Source organism: Porphyrobacter sp. ULC335 (assembly GCF_025917005.1).
GTDB lineage: Bacteria > Pseudomonadota > Alphaproteobacteria > Sphingomonadales > Sphingomonadaceae > Erythrobacter.
On the sequence record NZ_CP078091.1, the window covers coordinates 1,681,840 to 1,703,681 of the forward strand.

Below are 21,842 nucleotides of genomic sequence, written 5' to 3' on the forward strand. Positions count from 1 at the left end.
GGCCGAGGGGGTGATGGACCAACCCGACACCGCGCCCGCCGCGCCGCGCAGCGCCCGGCGGCGCTGGGGCAAGCGGCTGGGCTGGGCGCTGGCGATCCTGCTGTCACCCTTCCTGCTGGGCGCGCTGTTCTTTGCGACCCCGATCGGCAAGCGCTTCATCGCCGACCAGATCGCCGCCACCGCGCCCGCATCGGGCCTGCGTTTCACCGTCGGGCGGATCGAGGGCGATATCTATGGGCAGGCGGTGCTGCGCCGCGTGGTGGTAAGCGACCCCAAGGGCGCGTTCCTGACCATCCCCGAAGTGCGGCTCGACTGGCGGCCGCTGAACTGGCTGTGGAGCGGGCTCGACATCCGCGAAGTGACCGCGAGGCGCGGGCGGCTGACGCGGCTGCCTGAACTCCTCCCCGGCGATCCCGACGCGCCCCTGCTGCCCGATTTCGATATCCGGGTGGACAAGCTGGTGGTCGAGGATCTGGTGATCGCTCGGGGCCTTGCCACCCCGCGCGACGAGCGCGCCAACCTCACCGCTAAGGTCGATATCCGCGAGGGCCGGGTTCTGATCGACGCCAAGGCGCGGCTGGGGGCGGAGGACCGCATCACCGTGCTGCTGGATGCCGAGCCCGATGGCGACCGTTTCGATCTGGAAGGCGATTACCTCGCTCCGTCAGGCGGCGTGCTGGCGGGGCTGGCAGGCCTGGAGGCGGGCTACACCGCGCGGATCGTGGGTGATGGCACATGGGCGCAATGGCGCGGTGCGGCGGTAGCACGGCAGATCGGTAGCACAGGGCGGCCGGTCGCAGCCTTCCGCATCACCAATGATGCGGGGCTTTACGGCGTGCTCGGCCGCCTGCGCGCCGGGCTCGGCGACGAGACCCTGACGGCGCGCGCGCTGGGCGAGGCGCTATCGCTGGCCGCCAGCTTCAGGCTTGAAAGCAGCGTGATCGAGGGCCGTGCCGCCGCCATCTCTCCCTCGATCGATCTGCGCGCGGGCGGCGTGGTCGATCTGGCCGACAATGTGGTCGATGGGGCGCGGGTGCGGCTGACCCTGCGCGATCCCGACCTGCTGGGCGAGGCGCTGCGGATCGAGGGCGGGCGGTTGGTCGCCAACCTTGCAGGGGATTTTGACGATCTGGCGATCAAGCACGAAATCGCTGTCACCCGCCTGACCGCATCGGGCATCACCGCCACTGGCCTCGCGCAGCTGGGCAGCGCGCGACTGGAAGGATCGTTGCTGTCGCTGCCGCTGGCGCTGACGGCGGAGCGGGTGACGACCGGCAATCCGCAAGCCGATCCGCGTCTGGTGAAGGGCAGGGCCAGCGGCATGCTGACCTATGATTTCGATCGCCAGCGTCTCGCGGCCGATCGCACCCTGATCACCTTCCCCGGGGCCGAGGCGACGTTGAGCCTTCGCGGTGATATCCCCGCCGGGGCCTACGCCATCGCCGGTCCGGTCACGGCCAGCCGCCTGCGGGTCGACGGTGCGGGCGAAGTCACCGCCAATGCCAAGATCCTCGCCATGTTCGGCCCTTCGGTGCCATGGAGCCTGCGCGCCAATCTGGCAGGCGTGCTCAGCCGCATCGGCAACGCCACCATCGTCAACCTTGCGGGCGAGCAGGTGCGCTTCAAGGGTGAGCTTGGCATGGGCGCAGGCCAGCCGATCATCCTGCGCAACACAACAATCACCGCGCCGCGCCTCACCGCGCAGCTCGACAGCAAGGTCGTGACCGGAGGCGGCGTCACCCGAACCGTCCTCTCGGGCAGCGGGCGGCAGACGCAATATGGCCCGTTCCATTTCGATGCCGAGATTGCAGGTGATGGGCCGCGCGCTGTGCTGGTACTGGCCGATCCCTATCCCGCGGCGGGCCTCAAGGACGTGCGCATCGCGCTCGCGCCCAGCAAGGAAGGCTTCGGGCTGGATATTGCGGGTGGATCGCTGCTCGGCGATTTCGACGGCGCGCTTGAACTGTTCCTGCCCGAGAACGCGCCCACGCGCATCGCGATCAACCGGCTCGATGTCTATCGCACCACGATCACCGGCGATGTGGTGCTGGAGGATGCCGGCGTTGCAGGCGACCTGAGGCTCGCCGGGGGCGGGGTCAACGGCACGCTCGCCTTCCGCCCGCAAGGCAATGGCGTCATCGGCTTTGCGGTCGATCTTGCGGCGCGCAATGCCAGCTTCGGCGGCGCGACCCCGATCAGCATCGCCCGCGCCGATATCGCCGCAACGGGGCGTTATGCCGATGGCAACACCAGCGTCGATGCCGACATCACCGCCGCCGGGTTCGAATATGGCGGGCTGAGCCTTGCCAATCTCACCGCCAAGGCGGCGATCAACAACGGGCGCGGCAAGGTGACCGGTACGGTTTCCGGCAGGCGGGCAGACCGGTTCGCGCTCAATTTCGATGCCGATGTCGCGCCGAACCAGATCGCGGCTGTCGCGCGCGGGCAATATGGCAACGCGCCGATCACCATGCCGCGTCGTGCGGTGCTGACCGCTAACGAGGATGGCGGCTGGAGCCTCGCGCCCACGCAGGTCGGCTTCGGCGGGGGCTTTGCCATTGCCGAGGGCAGCTTTGGCGGCGGTACCACGCAGGCCCAAGTGAAGCTTGCGCGGATGCCGCTGCGGTTGCTCGATCTGGCGGGCGCAGACCTTGGCCTTGGCGGGCGGCTCACCGGGGTCATCGATTACCGTCAGGCGGGCCGCGAGCCTCCTACGGCGCGCGCGCGCGGGCGGATCGACCGGTTCAGCCGCGCCGGTCTGGTGCTGTCCTCCAAGCCCATCAACGTGCTCGGCGTTGTCGATCTGCGCGCAGACCGCCTCACCTCGGCCGCGCGCCTGTTCGAAGGCGACGCACGGCGCGGCGATCTGGCGCTGCGCATCGGCGGGCTGGGGCAGGATGGCGCGCTGACCGACCGGCTGTTGCGCGGGAGGCTCGATGCGCGGCTCGCCTTCGATGGTGCGGCCGAAACGCTGTGGCGGCTCGCCGCGATCGAGGTCTTTGACCTTGCCGGGCCGGTGCGGATCGCTGCGCGGGCCACCGGGACGCTTGCCGATCCCCGGATCACCGGAACGCTCGCCAGCGATGATCTGACAGTGCAGAGTTCGCTGACCGGTACCCGTGTCACCAATGTCACCGCGCGCGGGCGCTTTGCCGGATCGCGGCTGGAACTGGTCCGCTTTGCCGGGCAGACGGCGGGCGGCGGTACGATCAGCGGCAGCGGCACGGTCGATCTGGCGCAGATCAGCGCCGCACGCGGCCCCGCCATCGATCTGCGCGCTGCGGTGAAGGACGCGCGGCTGCTCGATGCCAACGGGCTTCAGGCGACGATTACCGGCCCTTTGCGGATCGTGTCCAACGGACTGGGAGGCACCATCGCCGGGCGCGTGACCATTGATCGGGCGAGGTGGGCGCTTGGCATAGCGGCCGAGGATAATGCCCTGCCGCGCATCGCCACGCGCGAGATCAATGATGATGAAGGGCGCAGCCGCACGCAGGCTTCGGGCCGCGATGCGGCGTGGCGTTACCTCGTCAACGCCTCCGCGCCGGGGCGGGTCGCGGTCGAAGGGCTGGGGCTGGACAGCGAATGGGGCGTCGATATTGCGCTGCGCGGGACAGTTTCCGATCCGCGCATCGGCGGCACAGCAAGGCTGGTGCGCGGCGATTACACCTTTGCCGGCACGCGCTTCGAACTGACCCGCGGTCGCATCCTGTTCGACGTGGGCGAGCCGATCAATCCGCGCCTCGACGTGCTTGCCGAAACCTCGAAGAACGGCACCAATGTCGATATCGCGATTACCGGCAACGCCCAGTCACCCGCGATTGCCTTCTCCAGCGACCCGGCTCTGCCCGAGGAGGAGATCCTTGCGCGGCTGCTGTTCGGCGGATCGGTGACCTCGCTATCGGCAACCGATGCGGTGCAGCTGGCGGCGGCGCTGGCGGCCTTGCAGGGCGGGGGCGGGGGGCTTGACCCGATTGGCAAGCTGCGCCGCTCGATCGGGCTTGATCAACTGCGGATCGTCAGCGCCGACCCGCTGATCGGGCGCGGCACGGGCATCGCCATCGGCAAGAACATCACCCGCAACATCTATGTCGAACTGGTCACCGACGGGCGCGGGTACAGCGCCACGCAGGTGGAATACCGCATCACAAGCTGGCTCGCGTTGCTCGGCACGGTCTCGACCATCGGACGCGATTCGGTGCTGGTGCAGGTCAGCCGGGATTATTGATCGGGGCTGAGATACAGTTCCGCTTCCGCCGCGCGGCGGCGGACGAGGCCTTTCAACACGCGCCCGCCTGCGCGGTTCCAGCGCGCGAATTCGCGCGCGGCCCCGGCATGGTCGCCTGCGACATGCTTCTTCGTCAGCGTGGCGCGGGCAATGGCGCCGGTGTTGTAGTGGAAGCTTACCAGCGCATCGAACTGGTTCTGCGTGGTGGGGGCGGCGCGGATCGCGTCGGCGACCTCGGCGGCAAAGCGGGCGAGATCCTCGGCAAGGCGCGCATCGCACTGGGCCTGCGTCCAGCGGGTTCCAGGGCCGATCCGCCCGCCGCTGAAGGTGTCGCGCCCGGTCGCGCCCCAACCGATTGTCCAGGGCTCGCCGCCGGTGCCGGGATCGGGATAGGCCTCGATCATCCCGTCAGTGCGCAGCCGCGCGCAGCCTTCGAAGCGTTTGACGAGCGCGGTGCCCTTGGCCCCGATCTGTTGGGGCGGGGTGGTCAGGCTGGCAGGCAGCGCGGCCAGACGGCGCATCAGCGCGAAAAGCGGGGTGGATGGCTGGTAGGGCATGGCTGCGGCCTCCTGAAGCGGGTGAGGCCCGGCAATTAGGCAGCTCGCACGCGAGTAGGAAAACGGATTCTTGCGCGGGATGACAAGAGCTCTTTACAGACAAGAGCTCTTGACTGACAAGAGCTCTTGTCTGTAAAGAGCTCTTGTCAAGCGCGGTGCAAGATCGTTCAGGCGCACATGGCCTCTTGATGCACTTCATCAACTTACGGGTCCGGCCACAGTGGAAAACCGTCTGAAACACTACCGCGAGGCCAAGGGCTGGAGTCAGGGTGAACTCGCCCGCCGCCTCGGCGTGTCGCGCCAGACGATCAACGCGGTCGAGACCGACAAGTATGATCCCTCGCTGCCCCTGGCGCTGCGCATGGCGCGGCTGTTCGAGGTGGCAGTGCCGGAGCTGTTTATCGATCATTGGGAGCCTGAAGCATGATGACCCAAGACAAGTCCTCCACCATGCCGCGCTGGGTGCGCAAACTGCTTATTCCTGCCTCGATCGGCGGAGTAGCGGGCTTTGCGGCAAGTGCCGGGGTGATGCGCTTCATCGACAGTTCGGCGGTTGGTGGCTTGAGTGCGTCAGCGACCATCGCCGCGCTGATCGGGGTGCTTTATGTCGTCATCGGGGCCAGTATCGCCTTCGGGACAGCCAGTCCGCAATTGGGCGCACGGTTCCTCAACGTCGAGGACGCTGACGAGTTGCGCGAGCAGAAGAAGGTGCTGAGCCTGTCAGGCTGGGCAATGGCCTTGTGGGGTGCAAGCCTGATGGCGCTCGCACTTGCCGCGCCTGATGGTCCTGTACCGCAGGAAATGGCGCTGGCGATCGGTGCGAGTGGGTTGGTGATCGGATCGGGGCTGTCGGTGCTGATCTATCGCGCCTCGGACGAGCTGATGCGTGCGGTCAATCTTGAGGCCGGTTCGCTCAGCTATGGTCTGGTTCTGCTGGTCGTCGGCCTGTGGGCGATGCTCGCACATCTCGGCTATGTGGATGCGCCCGCGCCGCTCGATCTGCTGAGCCTGTTCTATGTGCTGGTGCTGGTGGCGAGTTTCATCGTGGTTGGCCGCCGCGGGATGCTCGCGCTCCGCTGAACGCTATAAGCGGCCCATACAAAAGGGGCGCCCGCCGTGTGGCGGACGCCCCTTTTTGCTGGCCTGATCGCCGGATCAGAAGCGCCAGTTCGCCCCGACGCGCACCACCTGTGCATCGGCGTTGTCACGGCCGATGGTGGTGTCGATCCCGGCGGTCATCTGTACCGGGCCAGTGCCGAAGGTGGCATTGATGCCCAATTCGCCCCAGGTGTGATCAGCGGTTTCGAGCACGAAGTTGGCGTTCGGCCCGGTGCCTTGCACGAAGTTCGCGCCCAGCAGCTGCGGGCCATCCTCGAACTCCCACACCAGCTGTGCGGTGGCGTTCACTGCCAACATCTTGCCCTGCTTCTCGTAATCGAAGCCGAACCGCGCCTGGGTGCTCTTGAAGCTCTCGCGGTCGATGGCGAGGGCGACGGTGCCGCCGCTCTCGCGCAAGCGGGCAAGATCAACGCTGGCGTAGCGCGCCTCGATACCCGGCGAGATCGTACCGATGCTGCTTTCGAGGTCATAAGAGATGCCCAGAGCGCCCGAGACAAGCAGATCGTCCGACGACGATTCGAGTGTCTGCGTGCCGCCAAGGATCTGCACCTGCCGCTGGGTGTCGAAGCCCATGCTGCCCATGCTGAACTGACCGTCGATCACCGGCCCGCCAGCAAACTTGTGCCGCATGTAGAGCGAGGCGGCATAGGTCTCGCTGTCGACCTGCTGGCCGAGCGCGGTACCGGCTTCGATCGAGTTGAAGTACCCCGACAGGCCGAGCATGGTGTTCTCGCCCGGGTAGAACTCGATCCCGCCCGAGATGCTGTAGCCTTCCATCTCGCGCTGGCTGGTGAAGCCGGGCAGATCGCCGGTGTCACCATTGATGAAACCGCCAGCAAGGAAGATCGCGACGTTCTCGGGCAGGTTCGCCTCGGTCACTTCGGTCTCGCCGTCCTGCAGACCCATCAACGCACCGCCCATCGGCTGAAGCGCCGGAGCCAGGCTCATCTGTGCAAGCTCCAGCGGACGACCGGTGATGGCGATCTTGCCGCCCGCCTTGTCCTTGTCAGCCTCGCGCAGGCGCGCATCGTTGAAGTTCTGGAGCAGGTTGACTGTCTGCCCAGCGATCGAACGGACCGCTTGTTCGTTCACCGGCGCCAGACCCGTGAAGGTGCTGCGGATCGAATCAACCGAAGCAAAGTCGAGCCCGTAGAGCGAGGCCAGCGCCGCATTGGAACGGTTCTGGTCGAGCAGCTGGGCATAGGCGGCCTGCACCGGATTGGTGGGATCGATCACCGTGGAGTAGCTCGCCGCGCGGATCTCCATCAGGACGGCATTGGTCTGATAGGTGAACCGCTGGCTCAGCAGTGCCGACAGGTTCTGGGCCGTGAAGGTGCCCGTCACCCCGCCAGTGGAGGTCAGGATGGTGAACTGACGGCCGAGACCGTTGACCTGACCGGTCACACCATTCCCGAGGACAACCTGACCACCGATATTTGCCAGCCCGGTCACCGCGATACGGTCCGACGTGGTGCCGGCAACATCGATCAGATATTGCGTCCCCGAAGCCAGTACCAGATTGCCGTTGATCGACAGGGTTCCGGTGGTGCCGATGGTGCCCGGCGCGATGGTGCCCGCAACGCTATTGACGAAGGGCGCGGCGATCGTGCCCGTGCCCTGCAGCAAGCCGCCGAGCACCGTGTAATCGCCCACCGAGTTGAGGCGGCCGTTGACGGTCATCGTGCCGCCTGCCTGCGTGATGTCGATCAGCGAGGTCAGGGTTCCGTTGCTGGCGATGCCCAGCCCGGCAGGGCCGCGCAGCGTCAGCCGGTCGATCGTCACGTTGCTACTCAGAGTGGTGAGACCACTGTTGCTCAGCGTCACGTCGAAGTAGCGCGGCAGCACGCCCTGCAAGCGGTTACCCGCGGTGTTGTTGGGAACGAAGCCGGTCGCACCCGGTAAACCATTGGCAATGGTCGCTGCCGGGAGCACCGAGACGGCGCCCACATTCTGCGCTGTATCGGTCGATATCGATCCATCGGCGTTGATCATCGCCGAGCCGAGGTTGTTGCTGTTCTGCGTGCCGCTACCCACGGACCCATTGAGGGTCGCTTCGCCCGAGCTGCCGATCCCGCCCGGTGTGGGCACGATGGTGTTGGTGCGAAGATCAAGACAGTTGTTCAACCCGATGGCACCGGCCACGGCGCCCTGTGTGCAAATCTGGCCGAACTGGCCCGAAGTGCCCAGGTTCTGCTCGCCAGGGGCGGCCGGGACACCGTTCACAAGTTGCCCGTTGGGGCCGATGATGAAGTAATTCGGATCCTGCAAAGAAACCCACCGCGAGGCATCTTCCCAATTGCCGTTACCGGCCGCCGCGCCGACATAGCGGTAGGGGTTGTTCTGCGCGATCCAGTCCCAGTAGAGATAGAGCGGCTGGTAGAACGAGGCGGTTCCGTACGACGAAGTAGGCGTCTGGGGGAAGAAGCGTGAGCCACCGGACAATACACCGATCACCACCTGCTGGGCAAAGGTGCGGTCAAGGATCAGCGGACCACCCGAATCCCCGCCCGCCGTGATGCCTTCATTCGGCAGCGCGTTGTCGCGAAACAGGTTGAAGTCGAAGGGCGTCGCCGCCGTCGTGCCGCGACGCGGATCGTCGAAGTCGGTCCAGTAAAGGTTTTGCGGCCGGTTGACGCTGAAACCTCCGAAAATGGCCGTGTCGCGGACGTTCAACGAAGTGAGTGCACCCAGCCAGTTTTCCGCAATCCGGCGGCGAAAATCGACTGCTCCCGTATCGCCCGTCGTGCCGATCCCATTGCGGCCATATCCGGCAATCGTGACATGATAGCCGGTGCCGTTGGCTGCCGTGATCTGTGTCGGCGGCGTAAGTGCCGAAAGCAGAAGCGCCCAGGTCGGGACATTGCGTGCGGGCGTGTCGAGCGAGGCGATCGCTACGTCGCCGAAGAGGAAGCCCGGCCCACCCGGCGTGGCCGCCGCCGCGGGGTCGAGCGAGAGCGGGTTATAGACCAGCCCGTTGACGGAGTAGAAGAACTCGTTTGTGCTGGTGGTGAAGGCCGCGCGGTTCTGCGCCGTGGAGCCGAACAGCCAGTTGAGCAGCGGCGATGTGCCCGCCGGCTGGCCCGGCTGGGTCGTGTTGTTGGCGGTGTTAAAGCCGAAGCTGATCGCAAGCCCACCCGACTCTGCGCCGTAGGCGGTGGCGGGGCGACTGTTCACACAGTGCGCCGCAAACAGCACGGTGCGCGGATTGATGAGCGAGCCGGTGCACAGTCCGAGTCCAAAGCCGCCTTGGCCGTTGGGAACCGCGACGATCATCTGGCCTATGCCGGTGATATTGGCCGGATCGCGCGCGGTGGTGGGCGTGCCGGGCTGCGAGATGACGACCTGGGGCTCCTCGATCGTTTCCTGTCCGACATAGCTCTCGAATGTGACTCCGATGGCCGGGCCCGAGGCGTGGGCCACGTTTTCGACCTGATTGGGATCGAGCACGAGTCCGCCATGGGGCGCATCTTCCAAGCCATCGATACTGAGGCGCGGCGGCGAATTGACAGCCAAGGTTGACTGCGCGCTGGCAGCTCCTGCACCCAGCATCAGACCTGCCAATGCCACGCCAGTCATCAATGCCGGACGACCCCGGCGATCACGCTTGTTCATAATTTTCCCCGCAATTGCGACCTGAACCAAATGCCCGCGACACAGCGCGGTCGGTCGCACACTAACCTGCGGAACACGCAAGGCAATCGGGAAAGAATATTTCGCTCATGCGTGTCATTGATGCATCAGATTGGAGCAGATGGCGGTCTGCAATATTCGATTACTTCAACAGTTCGCAGATACAGGCGTATCATCGCATCGCGAGAAGCACCGTGTAGCCCACGTAAAGCGCGACCAGCAGAGCGCCTTCAAGCCGCGACAAACGCCACCCGCTCCGCAATTGCACGATCAAAAGCGCGGTGACGCCGAGCATAACCCAGATGTCGAACCCTGCGATTTCGGCCGGAACCTCGATCGGCTTGATGATCGACGTGATGCCCAGAATTCCGAGGATGTTGTAGATGTTCGAGCCGACAATGTTCCCCAGCGCGACATCCTCATGCTTGCGCAATACCGCGACGATGCAGGCGATCAGTTCGGGCAGCGATGTGCCGACAGCGACGACCGTAAGGCCGATCACGCTTTCCGACACGCCCGCCGCGCTGGCCAGAACGACTGCGCCGTCAACCAGCCAGCCTGCCCCGAAGATTGCGGCGACGAGGCCGGCGACAATCATGCCCGCCAACACCGCCGGGCCGGTCCCCGGCGGAACGGGGCGATCGGCTGCCTCTGCCTCATGTCGCGCGGCTTCGGGGCAAGGTGCGGCGCTTTCGGACTTGTAGGCCCACCACACGTAACCGACGAGGCACGCCAGCAGCACGACGCCGGTGGCCAGGCCGAGAACGCCGAGCAATACTGCCCCGACACACAGCAAGGCCGAACCGCCCAACGCAATCGAATCCCGTGTGAAGGAGGCCGGATTGACGTTGAGCGGCAGGATTACTGCCGATAGGCCAAGAATGAACAGGATGTTGGCGATGTTCGATCCCACGACATTGCCGATCGCGATTCCCGGAGATCCTTCCAGCGCGGCCTGCACGCTTGTCGCCAATTCGGGAGTCGAGGTGCCGAACCCGACGATCGTAAGACCTGCGAGCAGTGGCGAAATGCCAAGCCGCGCCGCCATGCCGACCGCCCCGCGAACGAGCAATTCGCCGCCAATGGCAAGCAGGACGAGGCCCCCGGCGATGAGCAGGATCGATTCGGTCATGGGTTCTCCATCAATGCGGCACGCAGCCTCTAACCAGAGGAGGGCGGGCAGTAAATGAAGCGTGCGGCGCAGTGCTGCTGATGAACACGAAAAAGGGGCGGGAAGATTGCTCTTCCCGCCCCCGATCCTTTAGCCCTGCGGCCAGATTACATCGAGTAATACATGTCGAACTCGACCGGGCAGGGGGTCGTTTCGGTGCGGATTACCTCTTCCCACTTCAGCTCGGCATAGGCTTCGATCTGGTCCTTGGTGAACACGTCACCCTTCAGCAGGAACTCGTAATCAGCCGCGAGGCTGTCGAGCGCTTCACGCAAGGAACCGCAGACGGTCGGCACTTCGGCGAGTTCGGCCGGCGGCAGATCATAGAGGTTCTTGTCCATGGCTTCGCCCGGGTGGATCTTGTTCTCGATCCCGTCGAGACCCGCCATCAGCAGCGCCGAATAGCACAGGTAGGGGTTGGCCATCGCATCGGGGAAGCGGAATTCCACGCGCTTGGCCTTGTCGCCCGAACCATAGGGAATACGGCACGATGCCGAACGGTTGCGCGCCGAATAGGCCAGCAGCACCGGCGCTTCGAAGCCCGGCACCAGACGCTTGTAGCTGTTGGTGGTCGGGTTGGTGAAGGCATTCAGCGCCTTGGCGTGCTTGATGACGCCGCCGATGAAGTACAGGCAGGTCTCCGACAGGCCGGCATATTCGTTGCCGGCAAACATCGGCTTGCCTTCTTTCCAGATCGAGATGTGCGTGTGCATCCCCGAGCCGTTATCGGCCTTGATCGGCTTGGGCATGAAGGTCGCGGTCTTGCCATAGGCATGGGCGACCTGGTGGACGACATACTTGTAGATCTGCATGCGGTCGGCGGTCTGCACCAGCGTGCCGAAGGTCAGGCCCAGCTCGTGCTGGGCGGCGGCGACTTCGTGGTGGTGCTTGTCACAGGGCAGGCCCATTTCGAGCATGGTCGAAACCATCTCGGCGCGGATGTCGACAGCGCTGTCGACCGGCGCGACCGGGAAGTAACCGCCCTTGGCACGCGGGCGGTGGCCCATGTTGCCGCCCTCGTATTCCTTCGAGGTGTTGCCCGGCAGTTCAATGTCGTCGATCGCAAAGCCCGAGCCGGCATAGCCGTCTTCAAAGCGCACATCGTCGAACATGAAGAATTCGGCTTCGGGGCCGACGTACACGGTGTCACCGATGCCGGTCGACTTGAGGTAGACTTCGGCGCGCTTGGCCGTCGTACGCGGGTCGCGGCTGTACCAGTCACCGGTCGAAGGCTCGACGATGTCGCAGTTGATGATCAGCATCGGGGTGGCGCTGAACGGATCGACCCAGGTCTCGGTGAGATCGGGCTTCAGGATCATGTCGGATTCGTTGATGACCTTCCAGCCGGCGATGGACGAACCATCGAACATCAACCCGTCTTCAAGCTCGTCTTCGCCCATGATGCTGGCGACCATGGTGAGGTGCTGCCACTTGCCCTTGGGGTCGGTGAAGCGCAGATCGACCCACTCGATTTCCTCGTCCTTGATCTTCTTCAGGACGTCTTTAGCTTTCGACATTGGTATTTGCCTCCGGATATTATGGCGGTGTGTTTCTGGCCGACCCGCCGCTTCGGCAGGCTGGAGAGGGGGAAATCAGATCGCGTCGTCGTTGGTTTCGCCGGTGCGGATGCGCAACGCACTCTCGATCGCAGTAACGAAGATCTTGCCGTCGCCGATGCGACCGGTCTGCGCGGCGGCAGCGATGGCTTCGACCACGCGTTCGGCCTGATCGTCGGCGACGACCACTTCAAGCTTCACCTTGGGCAGGAAGTCGACGACATATTCAGCGCCGCGATAGAGTTCGGTATGGCCCTTCTGGCGTCCGAAACCCTTGGCTTCGGTAACGGTGATACCGGACACGCCGATTTCATGCAGCGCCTCCTTCACCTCGTCGAGTTTGAAGGGTTTGATGATCGCTTCGATCTTTTTCACGTCGTCCCCATCCGCGCTTGGCTGATTGCTGACCGATTCTTAACAAGAACCGTGCCAAGCTTTAAGGTGGTGGCTGCGAACGATCCTTGCTGCTTGAAGACTCAAGGGTGGGGATGTCTTTCGCCGATGAGGTGCGGTTAGCAAGATTATGGTGCACTGCGCAATGGTGCACAGCATATGATCGGGGCTTGCCTAAATTTTAAGCACGGTCGAGGCGAAGGCCGGTGGTTTCGGGCAGGCCGCACATGATGTTGAGGTTCTGGATCGCAGCGCCCGATGCGCCCTTGCCGAGGTTGTCGAGCCGGGCGATCAGCCGGGCCTGGCTGCCGTCAGAATTGGCGAACACGAACAGTTCCATACCATCCCACGGTGCGCTGGCTGCATCGAGAAGCAATTCGCCGGGCGGCTCGTTTGGGCCGTGCACGACGATGACCTGACCGGTGGAATAAAATGCCGCCAGCGTCTCGCGCATCGCCTCGATCTGCTGGACATCCGGCATAGCGCCAAGCGCAAGCGGTACATCGACAACCATCCCGCGATGCGCAGGGATCACGCTGGGCGAGAACACCGGCGGGTGAGCAAGGCGCGCATAGGCTTGCATCTCGGGCAGATGCTTGTGACCAAGGGTCAGGCCATAGGCGCGAAAGGCGATTGTCGAGTCAGCCTCGAACCGGTCGATCAGCGCATTGCCGCCGCCCGAATAACCGCTCACTGCATTGACGGTATAGGGCCAGTCGGCGGGGAGTTGGCGCATCCGCACCAGCGGCGCGATCAGCCCGAGGAAGCCTGTCGGATAGCACCCCGGATTGCTCACAAATTGGGCATTGGCGATTGTCTCGCGCCCGATCAACTCGGGAAAGCCATAGGTCCAGCCCTCGGCCACACGGTGCGCGGACGAGGCGTCGATGATGCGGGTGTCCGACCCTTCCGCCAGCTTCACGGCCTCCTTCGCGGCCTCATCCGGCAGGCACAGGATCGCGATGTCGGCGGCGTGGAGCGCGTCGCGGCGGGCGGCTTCGTTCTTGCGCTGGGCATCGTCCAACACCAGCAATTCGAACTCGCTACGTCCTTGCAACCGCTCGCGGATTTCCAGGCCGGTGGTGCCTGCCGCACCGTCGATGAACAGGCGGATCGCCATTCTCTCAGGCTTCCGAAGTGGCGAGATCGCTCGCCCGGCACCATCCGCTCGGCCCCTGCGGACCCGGACAGCCCCACACCCATTCGCCCGCCACATCGAGCAGTTCGAAGCGGCTTCCGGCGGCGAGGGTCGTGAACACGTCGGCATCGGCGCGCGGGTTGAGCCGCAGTCCGGCACCCGCTGCGCCGACTGCGCGGACATGGGGGATCACGTAATGCGCAGCCAGATGCGTGCCAGCGAGCGCGATATGCGCCAGATCACCGCGCAGCGGCAGCGTGCCGGGCGCGGGCTTTTCCACCGGGCCTTTGAGACCCAGCACGCCTGCCGGCACCGCGTAATCCGTATCTTTGCGCTCCGCGCCGCTCATGTGCGTTCCGACAGCCTTCTTCGTTAGAGCCGCGTCTTCTCCCCACGGCGCGGCGTGGCAGGCCCGTTAGCGGCAAGTCGCCTCAGGAGCAAGCTCAGGCCCCTGTGCTCGTCAGGCATACCGGGCGCGGATCGCGTGCCACGATGCGCGCAGGCCCAGCCCGCGCCCGCCGCGTGCGCGGCCCGGCTTGGGGGAGGGGGTCCAGGCGAAGGTGTCGAAATGCACCCAGTCGATGCCGTCAGCGACAAAGCGGTCGAGGAACAACCCCGCGACGCTTGCCCCGGCGAAGGGATTCGCAGCGGAGTTTGCCATGTCGGCAACGTCCGAGGCGAGGTATTCGCGGTAGCCTTCGTGCAGCGGCAGGCGCCAGGCGGCGTCGTCATTCGCCTTGCCCGCGGCGAGGAAGGCGTCCGCCGTCTCGTCCTTGCGCGCCATCAGGGCGGGGAGGTCCGGCCCCAGCGCGACCCGCGCCGCGCCGGTCAGGGTGGCGAAGTCGACGATCAGATCGGGGTTCTCCTCCGAAGCGCGGGTCAGCGCATCGCCGAGGATCAGGCGCCCTTCGGCATCGGTGTTGTCGATCTCGACCGTCAGGCCCTTGCGGCTCTTGAGCACATCGCCGGGGCGGAAGGCGCCTCCGGATATGGCATTTTCCACTGCCGGAACAAGCAGATGCAGGCGCACCTTCAGCCGTGCGCCCATGATAAGGCTCGCCAGCGCCAGCGCGTGCGCCGCACCGCCCATGTCCTTCTTCATCAGCCGCATCCCCGCGCCCGGCTTGATGTTCAATCCGCCGCTGTCGAAGCACACCCCCTTGCCGACCACCGCCAGCACGGGGTGCGACGGATCGCCCCAGACGAGGTGCATCAGCCGCGGCGCATGATGCCGCGCCGCCGCCCGGCCAACGGCATGGATCATCGGGTAGTCCTGCTCCAGAGCATCGCCCCGCACCACGGTCAGCTCGGCCTTGTGCGCCTTGGCGAGGCGTTCGCATTCGGCTTCCAATGCGGCAGGGCCCATGTCCTCAGGGGGCGCATTGACGAGATCGCGCACCATGCATTCCGCTTCGGCTTCAGCCACATAGCCATCAATCTGCCCGGCCTGCCCGGTCAGTAGCACGCGGGGGCCCGGCGCCTTGTCCTCGCTCTTGTAGCGGCCAAAGCGGTATTGCCCGGTCACCCACCCGAACATCGCCGGGCCGGGTTCCGCATTGGCCACGCGGTAAACCCCCTCGGGCAATTCCTCCGCGAGCTTGGCGAGGCACCAGCTGGAAAGGCTCTCCGGATTGGCGACACCCCCCACCGCGAACCACGAATCCCCCTCGGGAACGATCGCCACCTGATATCCGCCGCCTTCGAATTTCTGCCCTGCAAGGCTTGCCCGCTGTCCGGCTGTCAGCCCCTTGGCAAAGACCTCAAAGCCTTCCTTGTTCACCAGATGGATGGCAACGGCGTCTTCGCCGCGGTCGGGGCGGATCAATGCTTTGGGTTCGCTCATGCCTGTTCCATAATCGCCGCAGCACCGATGTCACCAGCAGATTCGGATACGTCAGGGAGAGCGCCATGGCAGTCGCAATGTTTCGCGTGAAACAAGGGCAAGAGGCGGTCTGGAGGGGGTCTAAGGGGGGTCTAGGCCGCGTTGACACCCCTCTGCTTCGCGCAGGCGCGGGTCTGCTGGCGGTGGTTCTGGCAGCCTGCTCCGCACCCGCCGAGATTGCCGCCAAGTCCGGAGCCGAAGCGTCCGGCAAGGTCGCGGCTGATGCCCCCGCGCCGCCTGCGCCCCCGGCAGCTCCTGCTTCGGGCCCGATGGTCACCTTCACCGACAATGCCGAACAGGGCGAGGCCAAGCGCACCTTTGGCTATTCCTGGCCCGCCGCGGTTGCCGCCATCCCCGATCTTGCTGCCCGCCTGACAGCCGAACGCGACGCGATGCTCGCCGAACAGAAGTCCGACTGGCAAAGCGCCCTTGCCGAATTCGGCGACAGCGATTGCATCAGCTGCGTCAACCGCGATTTCGAGAAATCCTGGGACGTGGTCGCCAACCTCCCGCGATTCCTCTCGCTGTCGGCCAGCTGGTATGACTATTCGGGCGGCGCGCATGGCAATTACGCCTTCGATGCGCTGGTGTGGGACCGCGAGGCCAACCGCGCCATTGATCCCAAGGCGATGTTCCGGTCACCCGCAGCCTTGCAGGACGCAGTCGGCAAGGCATGGTGCAGGAAGCTCGGCGCAGAGCGACAGAAGAAGCTCGGCGAGGACTACAGCGATGATGGCTTCTTCGGCTGCCCGCCGGTTGCCGATCTGACGGTGCTGGTCGGCTCGTCGGACAAGCAGCGCTTCAATCGCATCGGCCTATTGGCCGCGCCCTATGTGGCGGGCTCCTATGCCGAAGGCTCTTACGAGGTGACGCTCCCCGTCACGCCCAAGGTACTTGCGGCGGTCAAACCCGAATACAAGGCGGCTTTTGCTCTAGGAAAGTAGCTTTTTGCGCCCGCAGTCGCTATGTAGTCGCCATGCACGATTACCAACTCGTTGACGGCGATCAGACCGTCTACCGCGACGGCTCCATCAAGCTCCACACCCCCGCCGGGTTCGAGGGGATGCGGAAGGCCGGAAAGCTCGCCGCCGAAATCCTCGACGCCTGCGCCGATATGGTGAGGCCGGGGGTGACCACCGGCGCGCTCGACGATGCGATCCGCGGCATGATGCTTGATGCCGGCGCGGTCCCCGCGACGCTCGGCTATCGCGGCTATGCGCATAGCTCGTGCATCTCGATCAACCACGTGATCTGCCACGGGATTCCGGGCGACAAGGTGCTGAAGGATGGCGACATTCTCAACATCGACGTGACCCCGCTGGTCGATGGCTGGCACGGCGATACGAGCCGCATGTTCTACGCCGGTGAGCCGTCGCTGAAGGCCAAGAAGCTGGTCGAAGTGACCTATGAATGCCTGATGCTCGGCATCGCGGCGGCACAGCCCGGCGCACGACTGGGCGACATCGGCGCGGCGATTGAAGCCCACGCCAACCAGTTCCGCTACGGCGTGGTGCGCGAATTCTGCGGGCATGGGTTGGGAAGGCTGTTCCACGACGCCCCCGAAGTGGTCCACGCCGCCAAGGCTGGCACGGGGCCGGTGCTGAAGCCCGGGATGTTCTTCACCATCGAGCCGATGATCAACCTCGGCAAGCCCTGGGCCAAGGTGCTGGGCGACGGCTGGACCGCGGTGACGCGCGACAAGTCGCTGTCCGCGCAGTTCGAACATTCGATTGCGATTACCGAGACCGGGAACGAGATCTTCACCAAGAGCCCGACGGGGCGGGATTGCCCGCCTTATGTTTAGCGGGGCAGCTTGACCTTCACGTCTCCCCGGGCTTGACCCGGGGCCCCGCTTCTTCTTTCCTCAGAGCATGGATCGCGAACAACATGGCGGCTGGGTCTACATCATGGCCGACCGTTATCGCGGCACAACGTATGTCGGATCGACCGCCGATCTGGCGCTTCGGGTCGCCCAACATCGCGAAGGGCAAGGCTCGAAGTTCTGCGCCGAATATGGCCTGACGCGGCTGGTCTGGGCAGAACCTCTCCCGACCATGCGGGACGTGATGGATCAGGAGAAGCGCATCAAACGCTGGCGGCGGGATTGGAAATTCGCGCTGATTGAAAAGGCCAATCCCGGTTGGCGTGACTTGTTTGAGGACATCCTGAATTAAGGGAGAAGCGGGGCCCCGGCTCAAGGCCGGGGAGACGAGGAGGGTGCGATCCTCACAAAAACAACACCGCCAGCACCGCGCTCATCACCACCACCAGCCCTACCGAAAACCCCAGCATCACCACCACCGGCCACGTGACGCGCCCGTGCAGCACCCAGTCGTATCCCGCCGACACCAGCACCGTAATCGGCACCTGCACCCCAATCGCGACTGGATCAGGCAGGCCCAGCACCTGTACCACGCGGGCATAGGCGGGGGTCATTAGCGCCAGCGTCGCGATCAGCATTGCCTGACGGTGCGCGGCGATGTCGCGGCGGCGGGCGAAGTGGAGCGCGGCGAAGTATAGCGGGATGAAGGTCGCAAAGGCGGCGAGGTTCACCACCGTCACCTCGGGGCGGCCGAGTTCCAGCCCGATGCGCCATGAAATCACCGCTCCGCTCACCAGCATCGCGCCCACCAGCGCGATCGAGGCGCGGCCCGTGGCGCGGTGGGCCGCCAGCTTGAACCGTGCGGCGGCGAAGGCTTGGGTGGCGAGCAGGGTCAGCCATGCGATCATGCTCAGCGCGTGGAACACCACGATGGGGGTGTAGCGCGCCTGCACCTCGGGGTGGGCGATGGCTTTCAGCGCGAAGGCAAACAGCGTGAAGCCGAGCAGCCCCAGCGCGATATTGCCCATCAATGTGTTGGCTCTGACGTGAGACTCAGGTGCGCGCACTAATTCTCCCTTGCCGCCCGGATCGCGGCTCCGGCGGCAAACGGAGCGAGTGCCACCAGCGCGAGGCTTATCGCCCCAACGAAGCCGAGGCTGACTTGATCCTGACGGGCGAGCGCGCCTGCGCCGAAAATCAGGATGGGGAGGGCAAGCGGGATCAGCAGCAGGCCGGACAAGGCGGCTCCTGCGCGCAGGGATGCGGTCAGCGCGGCGATCATCAACCCGATGGCGGCGAGGCCGGGCGTCCCCGCGATCAGGCCGAGGAGGAGGATCTGGAACGTCTCGCCCTCGATCTTGAGCAGGGCTGCGGCGGGGAAGGTCGCCAGCACCAGCGGCGGGCCGAAGCTCAGCCAATGGGCGATCAGCCGCACCGCCATCATCGCCTCTTCCGCCATGCCGCGCAGCTTCAACTGGTCGAAAAAGCCAAGTTCAATGTCGCGCGCGACCAGCTTTTCCAGCGGCAGGATCGCGGCCAGCAGCGCGGCGATCCACACCACCCCGCCGCCGGTCTTGGCGAGAACATTGGCGTCCGGCCCGACTGCAAACGGGAACAGCATGGCGACGGCGATGAAGAACACCACCGGCAGCGCCGCGCCGCTTCCCGTGAAGGGGAAGAACTGGGCGAGGTCGCGTTTGAGGAGCGCGGCGATCATGCCTCCTCCCCCTGTCCGGCGGGGGCAAAGTCCTCGATCGCGAAGCTCGTCATTCCCGGCACATCAAGCGGCTGGTGCGAGGCGATCAGCGCCATGCCGCCGCTGGCGCAATGCTCGCGCACAAGCGTGCTGACGAGGCCCTGCGAGGCAGTGTCGAGGCCGGAGAGCGGCTCGTCCAGCAGCCAGATCGGCGCGGCTTGCCCCAGCACCCGGGCGAGGGCAGCGCGCTTTTTCTGTCCCGTCGAAAGGTAACGCACCGGCACTTCGAGCAGATTGCCGAGGCCAAGCCGGTCGCAGCAAGTCTCCAGCGCGAGGTGGCCGACGTGGTCGATCTGCGCCCAGAACGCCAGCGCGCGGCCCAGCGGCAGGGCAGGGTCAAGGCCGGTGCGCTCGTCGAGCAGCGCCAACGCGCCCACTCGTCGCACTTCGCCAGCATAGGGCGTCGTCAGCCCGGCCACCGCGCGGATCAGCGTTGTCTTGCCCGCACCGTTCGCGCCCGTCACATGGCACGCCGCGCCTGCCTCCAGCGCGAAGGACAGCCGCCGGAACAGCAACCGGTCGCCGCGGCGGCAGGCGAGATTATCGGCGGTGAGGGAAGGCGAGGGCGCTTGCATTGGCCCCCAGCGTTAGGGAAAAGGCGGCCCGCAAACAAGCGACCCCTTATGCCGGAGTGCCCCATGTCTGTCCCCGAACTCACCCCCGAGGAAATCACACAGCTGCTCGGCCAGCACCCCGCATGGAGCCTCACGCGAGAGGGCAAGGCGATCACGCGCACCTTCCAGTTCAGGGATTTCTCCGAGGCCTGGGGCTTCATGAGCCGCGTCGCCCTGCTCGCCGAGACGCAGGATCACCACCCCGAGTGGTTCAACGTCTACGCCAAGGTCGAGGTGACGCTGACCACCCATGATGCAGGCGCGAGCGGAGGGCTGTCGCAGCGCGATGCGGTGATGGCGCAGGCGATTGACGCCTTGTAATTGCGCACGCCCTCCGGCGCGCGATGTCCTCGCTCACGCGGCCTGACGGCCGCATCGCTGCGGGCGGCCAGTCGGCCTTGCGGTCGCTGTCGCGTCCGTTCCAGCGCTGACCAATTCTGTCTGCGCCTAGATCATTTCCCCAGTAGCCCCTGCCGCCCGGCGGCGCGCTGCTGCTTCCTGACTTTGCCGGGCATCCAGCGCTTGGCAAAGGCGAGGCGGCGGGCGGTTGGGCCGACCAGATAGTGCAGCTCCTCGCCGTGGACCGCGTTCCAGATCGCCGCGGCCACTTCCTCGACCGGCGTGATCTCCAGTCCGGCGGCGGTCACGCGGGTGCGGATGTTTTCGTTGGTGTTGCGGTTGCCGGTGCCGTCGAGCAGCGGGGTGTCGATGAAGCTCGGGCAGATCGAGGAGACCTTGATCCCGTCCGCCGCCCATTCGGCATCAAGGCTTTCGGCGATCCCGCGCACCCCGAACTTGGTGGCGCTGTAAACACTCATGCCGCTGCCGCCGGTCAGCCCGGCCGCGCTGGCGATATTGACCAGCGCCGATCCCGGTCCAGCGGCATTGAGGTAGGGGTAGGCCGCCTGCGCGCCATACAGCACCCCGCGCAGATTGATGTCGAGACAGGCGTCGATCTCTTCCTTGCTGAGTTCGGCCAGCGGGCCTCCGGTGCCGATCCCGGCATTGTTGATCAGGGCATCGACCCGCCCGCCCGCAGCAGCAGCAAAGGCGGCCAGCGCCTCGTCCCAAGCCGCGCGGTCGCGCACGTCGAGCCGGCCCGACCACTTGGCCTCACCCGCGATCTGCCCGAGCGTTTCGGCCATGCCTGCTTCGTTGATGTCGGCCACCCCGACGAACCAGCCGCGCGCGGCAAAGTACAGCGCGGTCGCCCGCCCGATGCCCGATCCGCCGCCGGTGATGAAGATGCTGCGCACCGAATTGTTTTGCGTTGCCATGTCGATCCCTTTCCCATTGCTATTTGCAACCTGCCTAGAACGGACTGACACACTTGTCAGCAGGCTCCGGCGCAACAACTCACGGTCATGCTTCCCCGCCCGACTGTGACCGAGCTCATATCTGATCTCATCAGGGCTGCGTCCCCCTCTGTTTGCAGTAGCTAATCAGCCTCTCTGGATCAGTGACCGAAGCTGCGAAGCTCTGATTGCGAGACATCGTGCTGAAGCCGGGCACGGATGGCATCGGATCGGCGCGTGATATCTGCCAGCGTAAAGCGATCAAGGTGGGTCAGGAAGGCTTCCAAAGCACCTCCCAGCGCGGGCTTCAGCCCGCATACGCCATCAATGGGACACGGCTGATCCCCGCCCATGCAAGCAACGAAGCCTTCAAATCGTTCAAACCGGCGCACAACGGCCCCGACATTGATCTCCTCCGGCGACAGGGCAAGCCGCATCCCGCCAGTGCGGCCGCGTGTCGTGGTGACGAGCTGGGCGGTGGTCAGCGCTTGCGCGACCTTGGCGAGGTGATTGCGCGAGATGCCGTAATGCGCGGCCAGCCATTCGACCGACAGCACCTCGTCGGTGGCGGCAAGCGCCATCAGGATGCGCAGCGCATAATCGGTCTTGAGGGTCAGCTGCATAAAATACGCATATCAAATATTGATATTTCCCGCAAGCGAGCTAAATGGGTATTTGAGA

The 21,842-nt window shown here is 65.3% G+C and carries 20 protein-coding genes; 7 read left to right on the forward strand and 13 right to left on the reverse strand.

Annotated elements, in window-relative coordinates; genetic code table 11:
- Positions 1–13: 13 nt before the first annotated feature.
- Positions 14–4,228: a translocation/assembly module TamB domain-containing protein gene (locus KVF90_RS07970; RefSeq protein WP_264394314.1), complete on the forward strand. Its 4,215-nt coding sequence runs from the start codon at positions 14–16 to the stop codon at positions 4,226–4,228.
- Here the strand turns inward: KVF90_RS07970 and KVF90_RS07975 are convergent.
- Positions 4,222–4,785: a lysozyme gene (locus tag KVF90_RS07975; RefSeq protein WP_264394315.1), complete on the reverse strand. Its 564-nt coding sequence runs from the start codon at positions 4,783–4,785 to the stop codon at positions 4,222–4,224. The genes KVF90_RS07970 and KVF90_RS07975 overlap by 7 nt on opposite strands.
- Before the next feature lie 220 nt (positions 4,786–5,005).
- Between KVF90_RS07975 and KVF90_RS07980 the strand changes: the two genes are divergently transcribed.
- A complete protein-coding gene (locus tag KVF90_RS07980; protein ID WP_264394316.1) occupies positions 5,006–5,212 on the forward strand; it encodes a helix-turn-helix transcriptional regulator in 207 nt (68 codons plus the stop codon).
- On the forward strand, positions 5,209–5,865 hold the full coding sequence (locus tag KVF90_RS07985) for a hypothetical protein (RefSeq protein WP_264394317.1): 657 nt from the start codon (positions 5,209–5,211) through the stop codon (positions 5,863–5,865). The genes KVF90_RS07980 and KVF90_RS07985 overlap by 4 nt, the downstream gene beginning before the upstream one ends.
- 75 nt (positions 5,866–5,940) lie before the next feature.
- On the opposite strand, the gene KVF90_RS07990 is transcribed toward KVF90_RS07985, so the two are convergent.
- The 7 genes from KVF90_RS07990 to KVF90_RS08020 all read right to left on the reverse strand — a co-directional run bounded on the left by KVF90_RS07990 (position 5,941) and on the right by KVF90_RS08020 (position 15,635).
- Positions 5,941–9,516, reverse strand: coding sequence for an autotransporter domain-containing protein (locus tag KVF90_RS07990; protein ID WP_264394318.1), 3,576 nt, complete (start codon positions 9,514–9,516; stop codon positions 5,941–5,943).
- A gap of 190 nt (positions 9,517–9,706) precedes the next feature.
- Positions 9,707–10,666: a calcium/sodium antiporter gene (locus KVF90_RS07995; RefSeq protein WP_264394319.1), complete on the reverse strand. Its 960-nt coding sequence runs from the start codon at positions 10,664–10,666 to the stop codon at positions 9,707–9,709.
- Positions 10,667–10,812: 146 nt separating this feature from the next.
- Positions 10,813–12,222 carry a type I glutamate--ammonia ligase gene (glnA, locus tag KVF90_RS08000; protein ID WP_264394320.1) on the reverse strand — a complete coding sequence of 470 codons (1,410 nt, stop codon included), beginning with the start codon at positions 12,220–12,222 and terminating at the stop codon, positions 10,813–10,815.
- A gap of 75 nt (positions 12,223–12,297) precedes the next feature.
- Positions 12,298–12,636: a P-II family nitrogen regulator gene (locus KVF90_RS08005; protein ID WP_054119870.1), complete on the reverse strand. Its 339-nt coding sequence runs from the start codon at positions 12,634–12,636 to the stop codon at positions 12,298–12,300.
- A gap of 199 nt (positions 12,637–12,835) precedes the next feature.
- Positions 12,836–13,774 carry an N-acetyl-gamma-glutamyl-phosphate reductase gene (argC, locus tag KVF90_RS08010; protein ID WP_264394321.1) on the reverse strand — a complete coding sequence of 313 codons (939 nt, stop codon included), beginning with the start codon at positions 13,772–13,774 and terminating at the stop codon, positions 12,836–12,838.
- A 4-nt stretch (positions 13,775–13,778) separates the two neighbouring features.
- Positions 13,779–14,141, reverse strand: coding sequence for a hypothetical protein (locus KVF90_RS08015; protein ID WP_264394322.1), 363 nt, complete (start codon positions 14,139–14,141; stop codon positions 13,779–13,781).
- Between the two features lie 111 nt (positions 14,142–14,252).
- Entirely contained in the window at positions 14,253–15,635 is a 1,383-nt protein-coding gene (locus tag KVF90_RS08020; protein WP_264394323.1) for a leucyl aminopeptidase family protein, read from the reverse strand.
- 182 nt (positions 15,636–15,817) lie between these two features.
- Between KVF90_RS08020 and KVF90_RS08025 the strand changes: the two genes are divergently transcribed.
- The 3 genes from KVF90_RS08025 (at position 15,818) to KVF90_RS08035 (ending at position 17,848) form a co-directional block, all read left to right on the forward strand.
- Positions 15,818–16,618, forward strand: coding sequence for a DUF4163 domain-containing protein (locus KVF90_RS08025; protein ID WP_264394324.1), 801 nt, complete (start codon positions 15,818–15,820; stop codon positions 16,616–16,618).
- 32 nt (positions 16,619–16,650) lie between these two features.
- Positions 16,651–17,478, forward strand: coding sequence for a type I methionyl aminopeptidase (map, locus tag KVF90_RS08030; RefSeq protein WP_264394325.1), 828 nt, complete (start codon positions 16,651–16,653; stop codon positions 17,476–17,478).
- 67 nt (positions 17,479–17,545) lie between these two features.
- On the forward strand, positions 17,546–17,848 hold the full coding sequence (locus KVF90_RS08035; RefSeq protein ID WP_264394326.1) for a GIY-YIG nuclease family protein: 303 nt from the start codon (positions 17,546–17,548) through the stop codon (positions 17,846–17,848).
- Between the two features lie 52 nt (positions 17,849–17,900).
- Here KVF90_RS08035 and KVF90_RS08040 read toward each other — a convergent pair whose 3' ends face one another.
- Genes KVF90_RS08040 through ccmA form a run of 3 tightly spaced genes read right to left on the reverse strand, consistent with a single transcriptional unit; the run spans position 17,901 to position 19,827 of the window.
- The gene (locus KVF90_RS08040) at positions 17,901–18,524 is read right to left on the reverse strand and encodes a hypothetical protein (RefSeq protein ID WP_264394452.1); all 624 of its coding nucleotides are present in this window, start codon (positions 18,522–18,524) and stop codon (positions 17,901–17,903) included.
- Between the two features lie 38 nt (positions 18,525–18,562).
- On the reverse strand, positions 18,563–19,213 hold the full coding sequence (locus KVF90_RS08045; RefSeq protein ID WP_264394327.1) for a heme exporter protein CcmB: 651 nt from the start codon (positions 19,211–19,213) through the stop codon (positions 18,563–18,565).
- Positions 19,210–19,827, reverse strand: a complete 618-nt coding sequence (gene ccmA, locus KVF90_RS08050; protein ID WP_264394328.1) for a heme ABC exporter ATP-binding protein CcmA — start codon at positions 19,825–19,827, stop codon at positions 19,210–19,212. Before ccmA ends, KVF90_RS08045 begins: the two co-directional genes overlap by 4 nt.
- A gap of 63 nt (positions 19,828–19,890) precedes the next feature.
- Here ccmA and KVF90_RS08055 point away from each other — a divergent pair, with 63 nt between their 5' ends.
- Complete coding sequence (locus tag KVF90_RS08055) at positions 19,891–20,187, forward strand: 4a-hydroxytetrahydrobiopterin dehydratase (protein WP_264394329.1); 297 nt, start codon at positions 19,891–19,893, stop codon at positions 20,185–20,187.
- 131 nt (positions 20,188–20,318) lie between these two features.
- On the opposite strand, the gene KVF90_RS08060 is transcribed toward KVF90_RS08055, so the two are convergent.
- Together KVF90_RS08060 and KVF90_RS08065 are read right to left on the reverse strand one after the other, a co-directional pair.
- Entirely contained in the window at positions 20,319–21,143 is an 825-nt protein-coding gene (locus tag KVF90_RS08060) for an SDR family oxidoreductase (protein WP_264394330.1), read from the reverse strand.
- A gap of 179 nt (positions 21,144–21,322) precedes the next feature.
- Positions 21,323–21,784 carry an RrF2 family transcriptional regulator gene (locus tag KVF90_RS08065; protein WP_264394331.1) on the reverse strand — a complete coding sequence of 154 codons (462 nt, stop codon included), beginning with the start codon at positions 21,782–21,784 and terminating at the stop codon, positions 21,323–21,325.
- Positions 21,785–21,842: the final 58 nt, after the last annotated feature.

What these genes read in the sequence shown, in the direction of transcription:
- KVF90_RS08040 (WP_264394452.1), bottom strand. Translation starts at nt 18,524, where the DNA reads ATGGGCAATATCGCGCTGGGGCTGCTCGGCTTCACGCTGTTTGCCTTC.
- map (WP_264394325.1), top strand. Translation starts at nt 16,651, where the DNA reads ATGCACGATTACCAACTCGTTGACGGCGATCAGACCGTCTACCGCGAC.
- KVF90_RS08020 (WP_264394323.1), bottom strand. Translation starts at nt 15,635, where the DNA reads ATGAGCGAACCCAAAGCATTGATCCGCCCCGACCGCGGCGAAGACGCC.
- KVF90_RS07990 (WP_264394318.1), bottom strand. Translation starts at nt 9,516, where the DNA reads ATGAACAAGCGTGATCGCCGGGGTCGTCCGGCATTGATGACTGGCGTG.
- argC (WP_264394321.1), bottom strand. Translation starts at nt 13,774, where the DNA reads ATGGCGATCCGCCTGTTCATCGACGGTGCGGCAGGCACCACCGGCCTG.
- KVF90_RS07995 (WP_264394319.1), bottom strand. Translation starts at nt 10,666, where the DNA reads ATGACCGAATCGATCCTGCTCATCGCCGGGGGCCTCGTCCTGCTTGCC.
- KVF90_RS08065 (WP_264394331.1), bottom strand. Translation starts at nt 21,784, where the DNA reads ATGCAGCTGACCCTCAAGACCGATTATGCGCTGCGCATCCTGATGGCG.
- glnA (WP_264394320.1), bottom strand. Translation starts at nt 12,222, where the DNA reads ATGTCGAAAGCTAAAGACGTCCTGAAGAAGATCAAGGACGAGGAAATC.
- KVF90_RS08055 (WP_264394329.1), top strand. Translation starts at nt 19,891, where the DNA reads ATGTCTGTCCCCGAACTCACCCCCGAGGAAATCACACAGCTGCTCGGC.
- KVF90_RS08035 (WP_264394326.1), top strand. Translation starts at nt 17,546, where the DNA reads ATGGATCGCGAACAACATGGCGGCTGGGTCTACATCATGGCCGACCGT.
- KVF90_RS08015 (WP_264394322.1), bottom strand. Translation starts at nt 14,141, where the DNA reads ATGAGCGGCGCGGAGCGCAAAGATACGGATTACGCGGTGCCGGCAGGC.
- KVF90_RS08060 (WP_264394330.1), bottom strand. Translation starts at nt 21,143, where the DNA reads ATGGCAACGCAAAACAATTCGGTGCGCAGCATCTTCATCACCGGCGGC.
- KVF90_RS07970 (WP_264394314.1), top strand. Translation starts at nt 14, where the DNA reads ATGGACCAACCCGACACCGCGCCCGCCGCGCCGCGCAGCGCCCGGCGG.
- ccmA (WP_264394328.1), bottom strand. Translation starts at nt 19,827, where the DNA reads ATGCAAGCGCCCTCGCCTTCCCTCACCGCCGATAATCTCGCCTGCCGC.
- KVF90_RS07975 (WP_264394315.1), bottom strand. Translation starts at nt 4,785, where the DNA reads ATGCCCTACCAGCCATCCACCCCGCTTTTCGCGCTGATGCGCCGTCTG.
- KVF90_RS08045 (WP_264394327.1), bottom strand. Translation starts at nt 19,213, where the DNA reads ATGATCGCCGCGCTCCTCAAACGCGACCTCGCCCAGTTCTTCCCCTTC.
- KVF90_RS07985 (WP_264394317.1), top strand. Translation starts at nt 5,209, where the DNA reads ATGATGACCCAAGACAAGTCCTCCACCATGCCGCGCTGGGTGCGCAAA.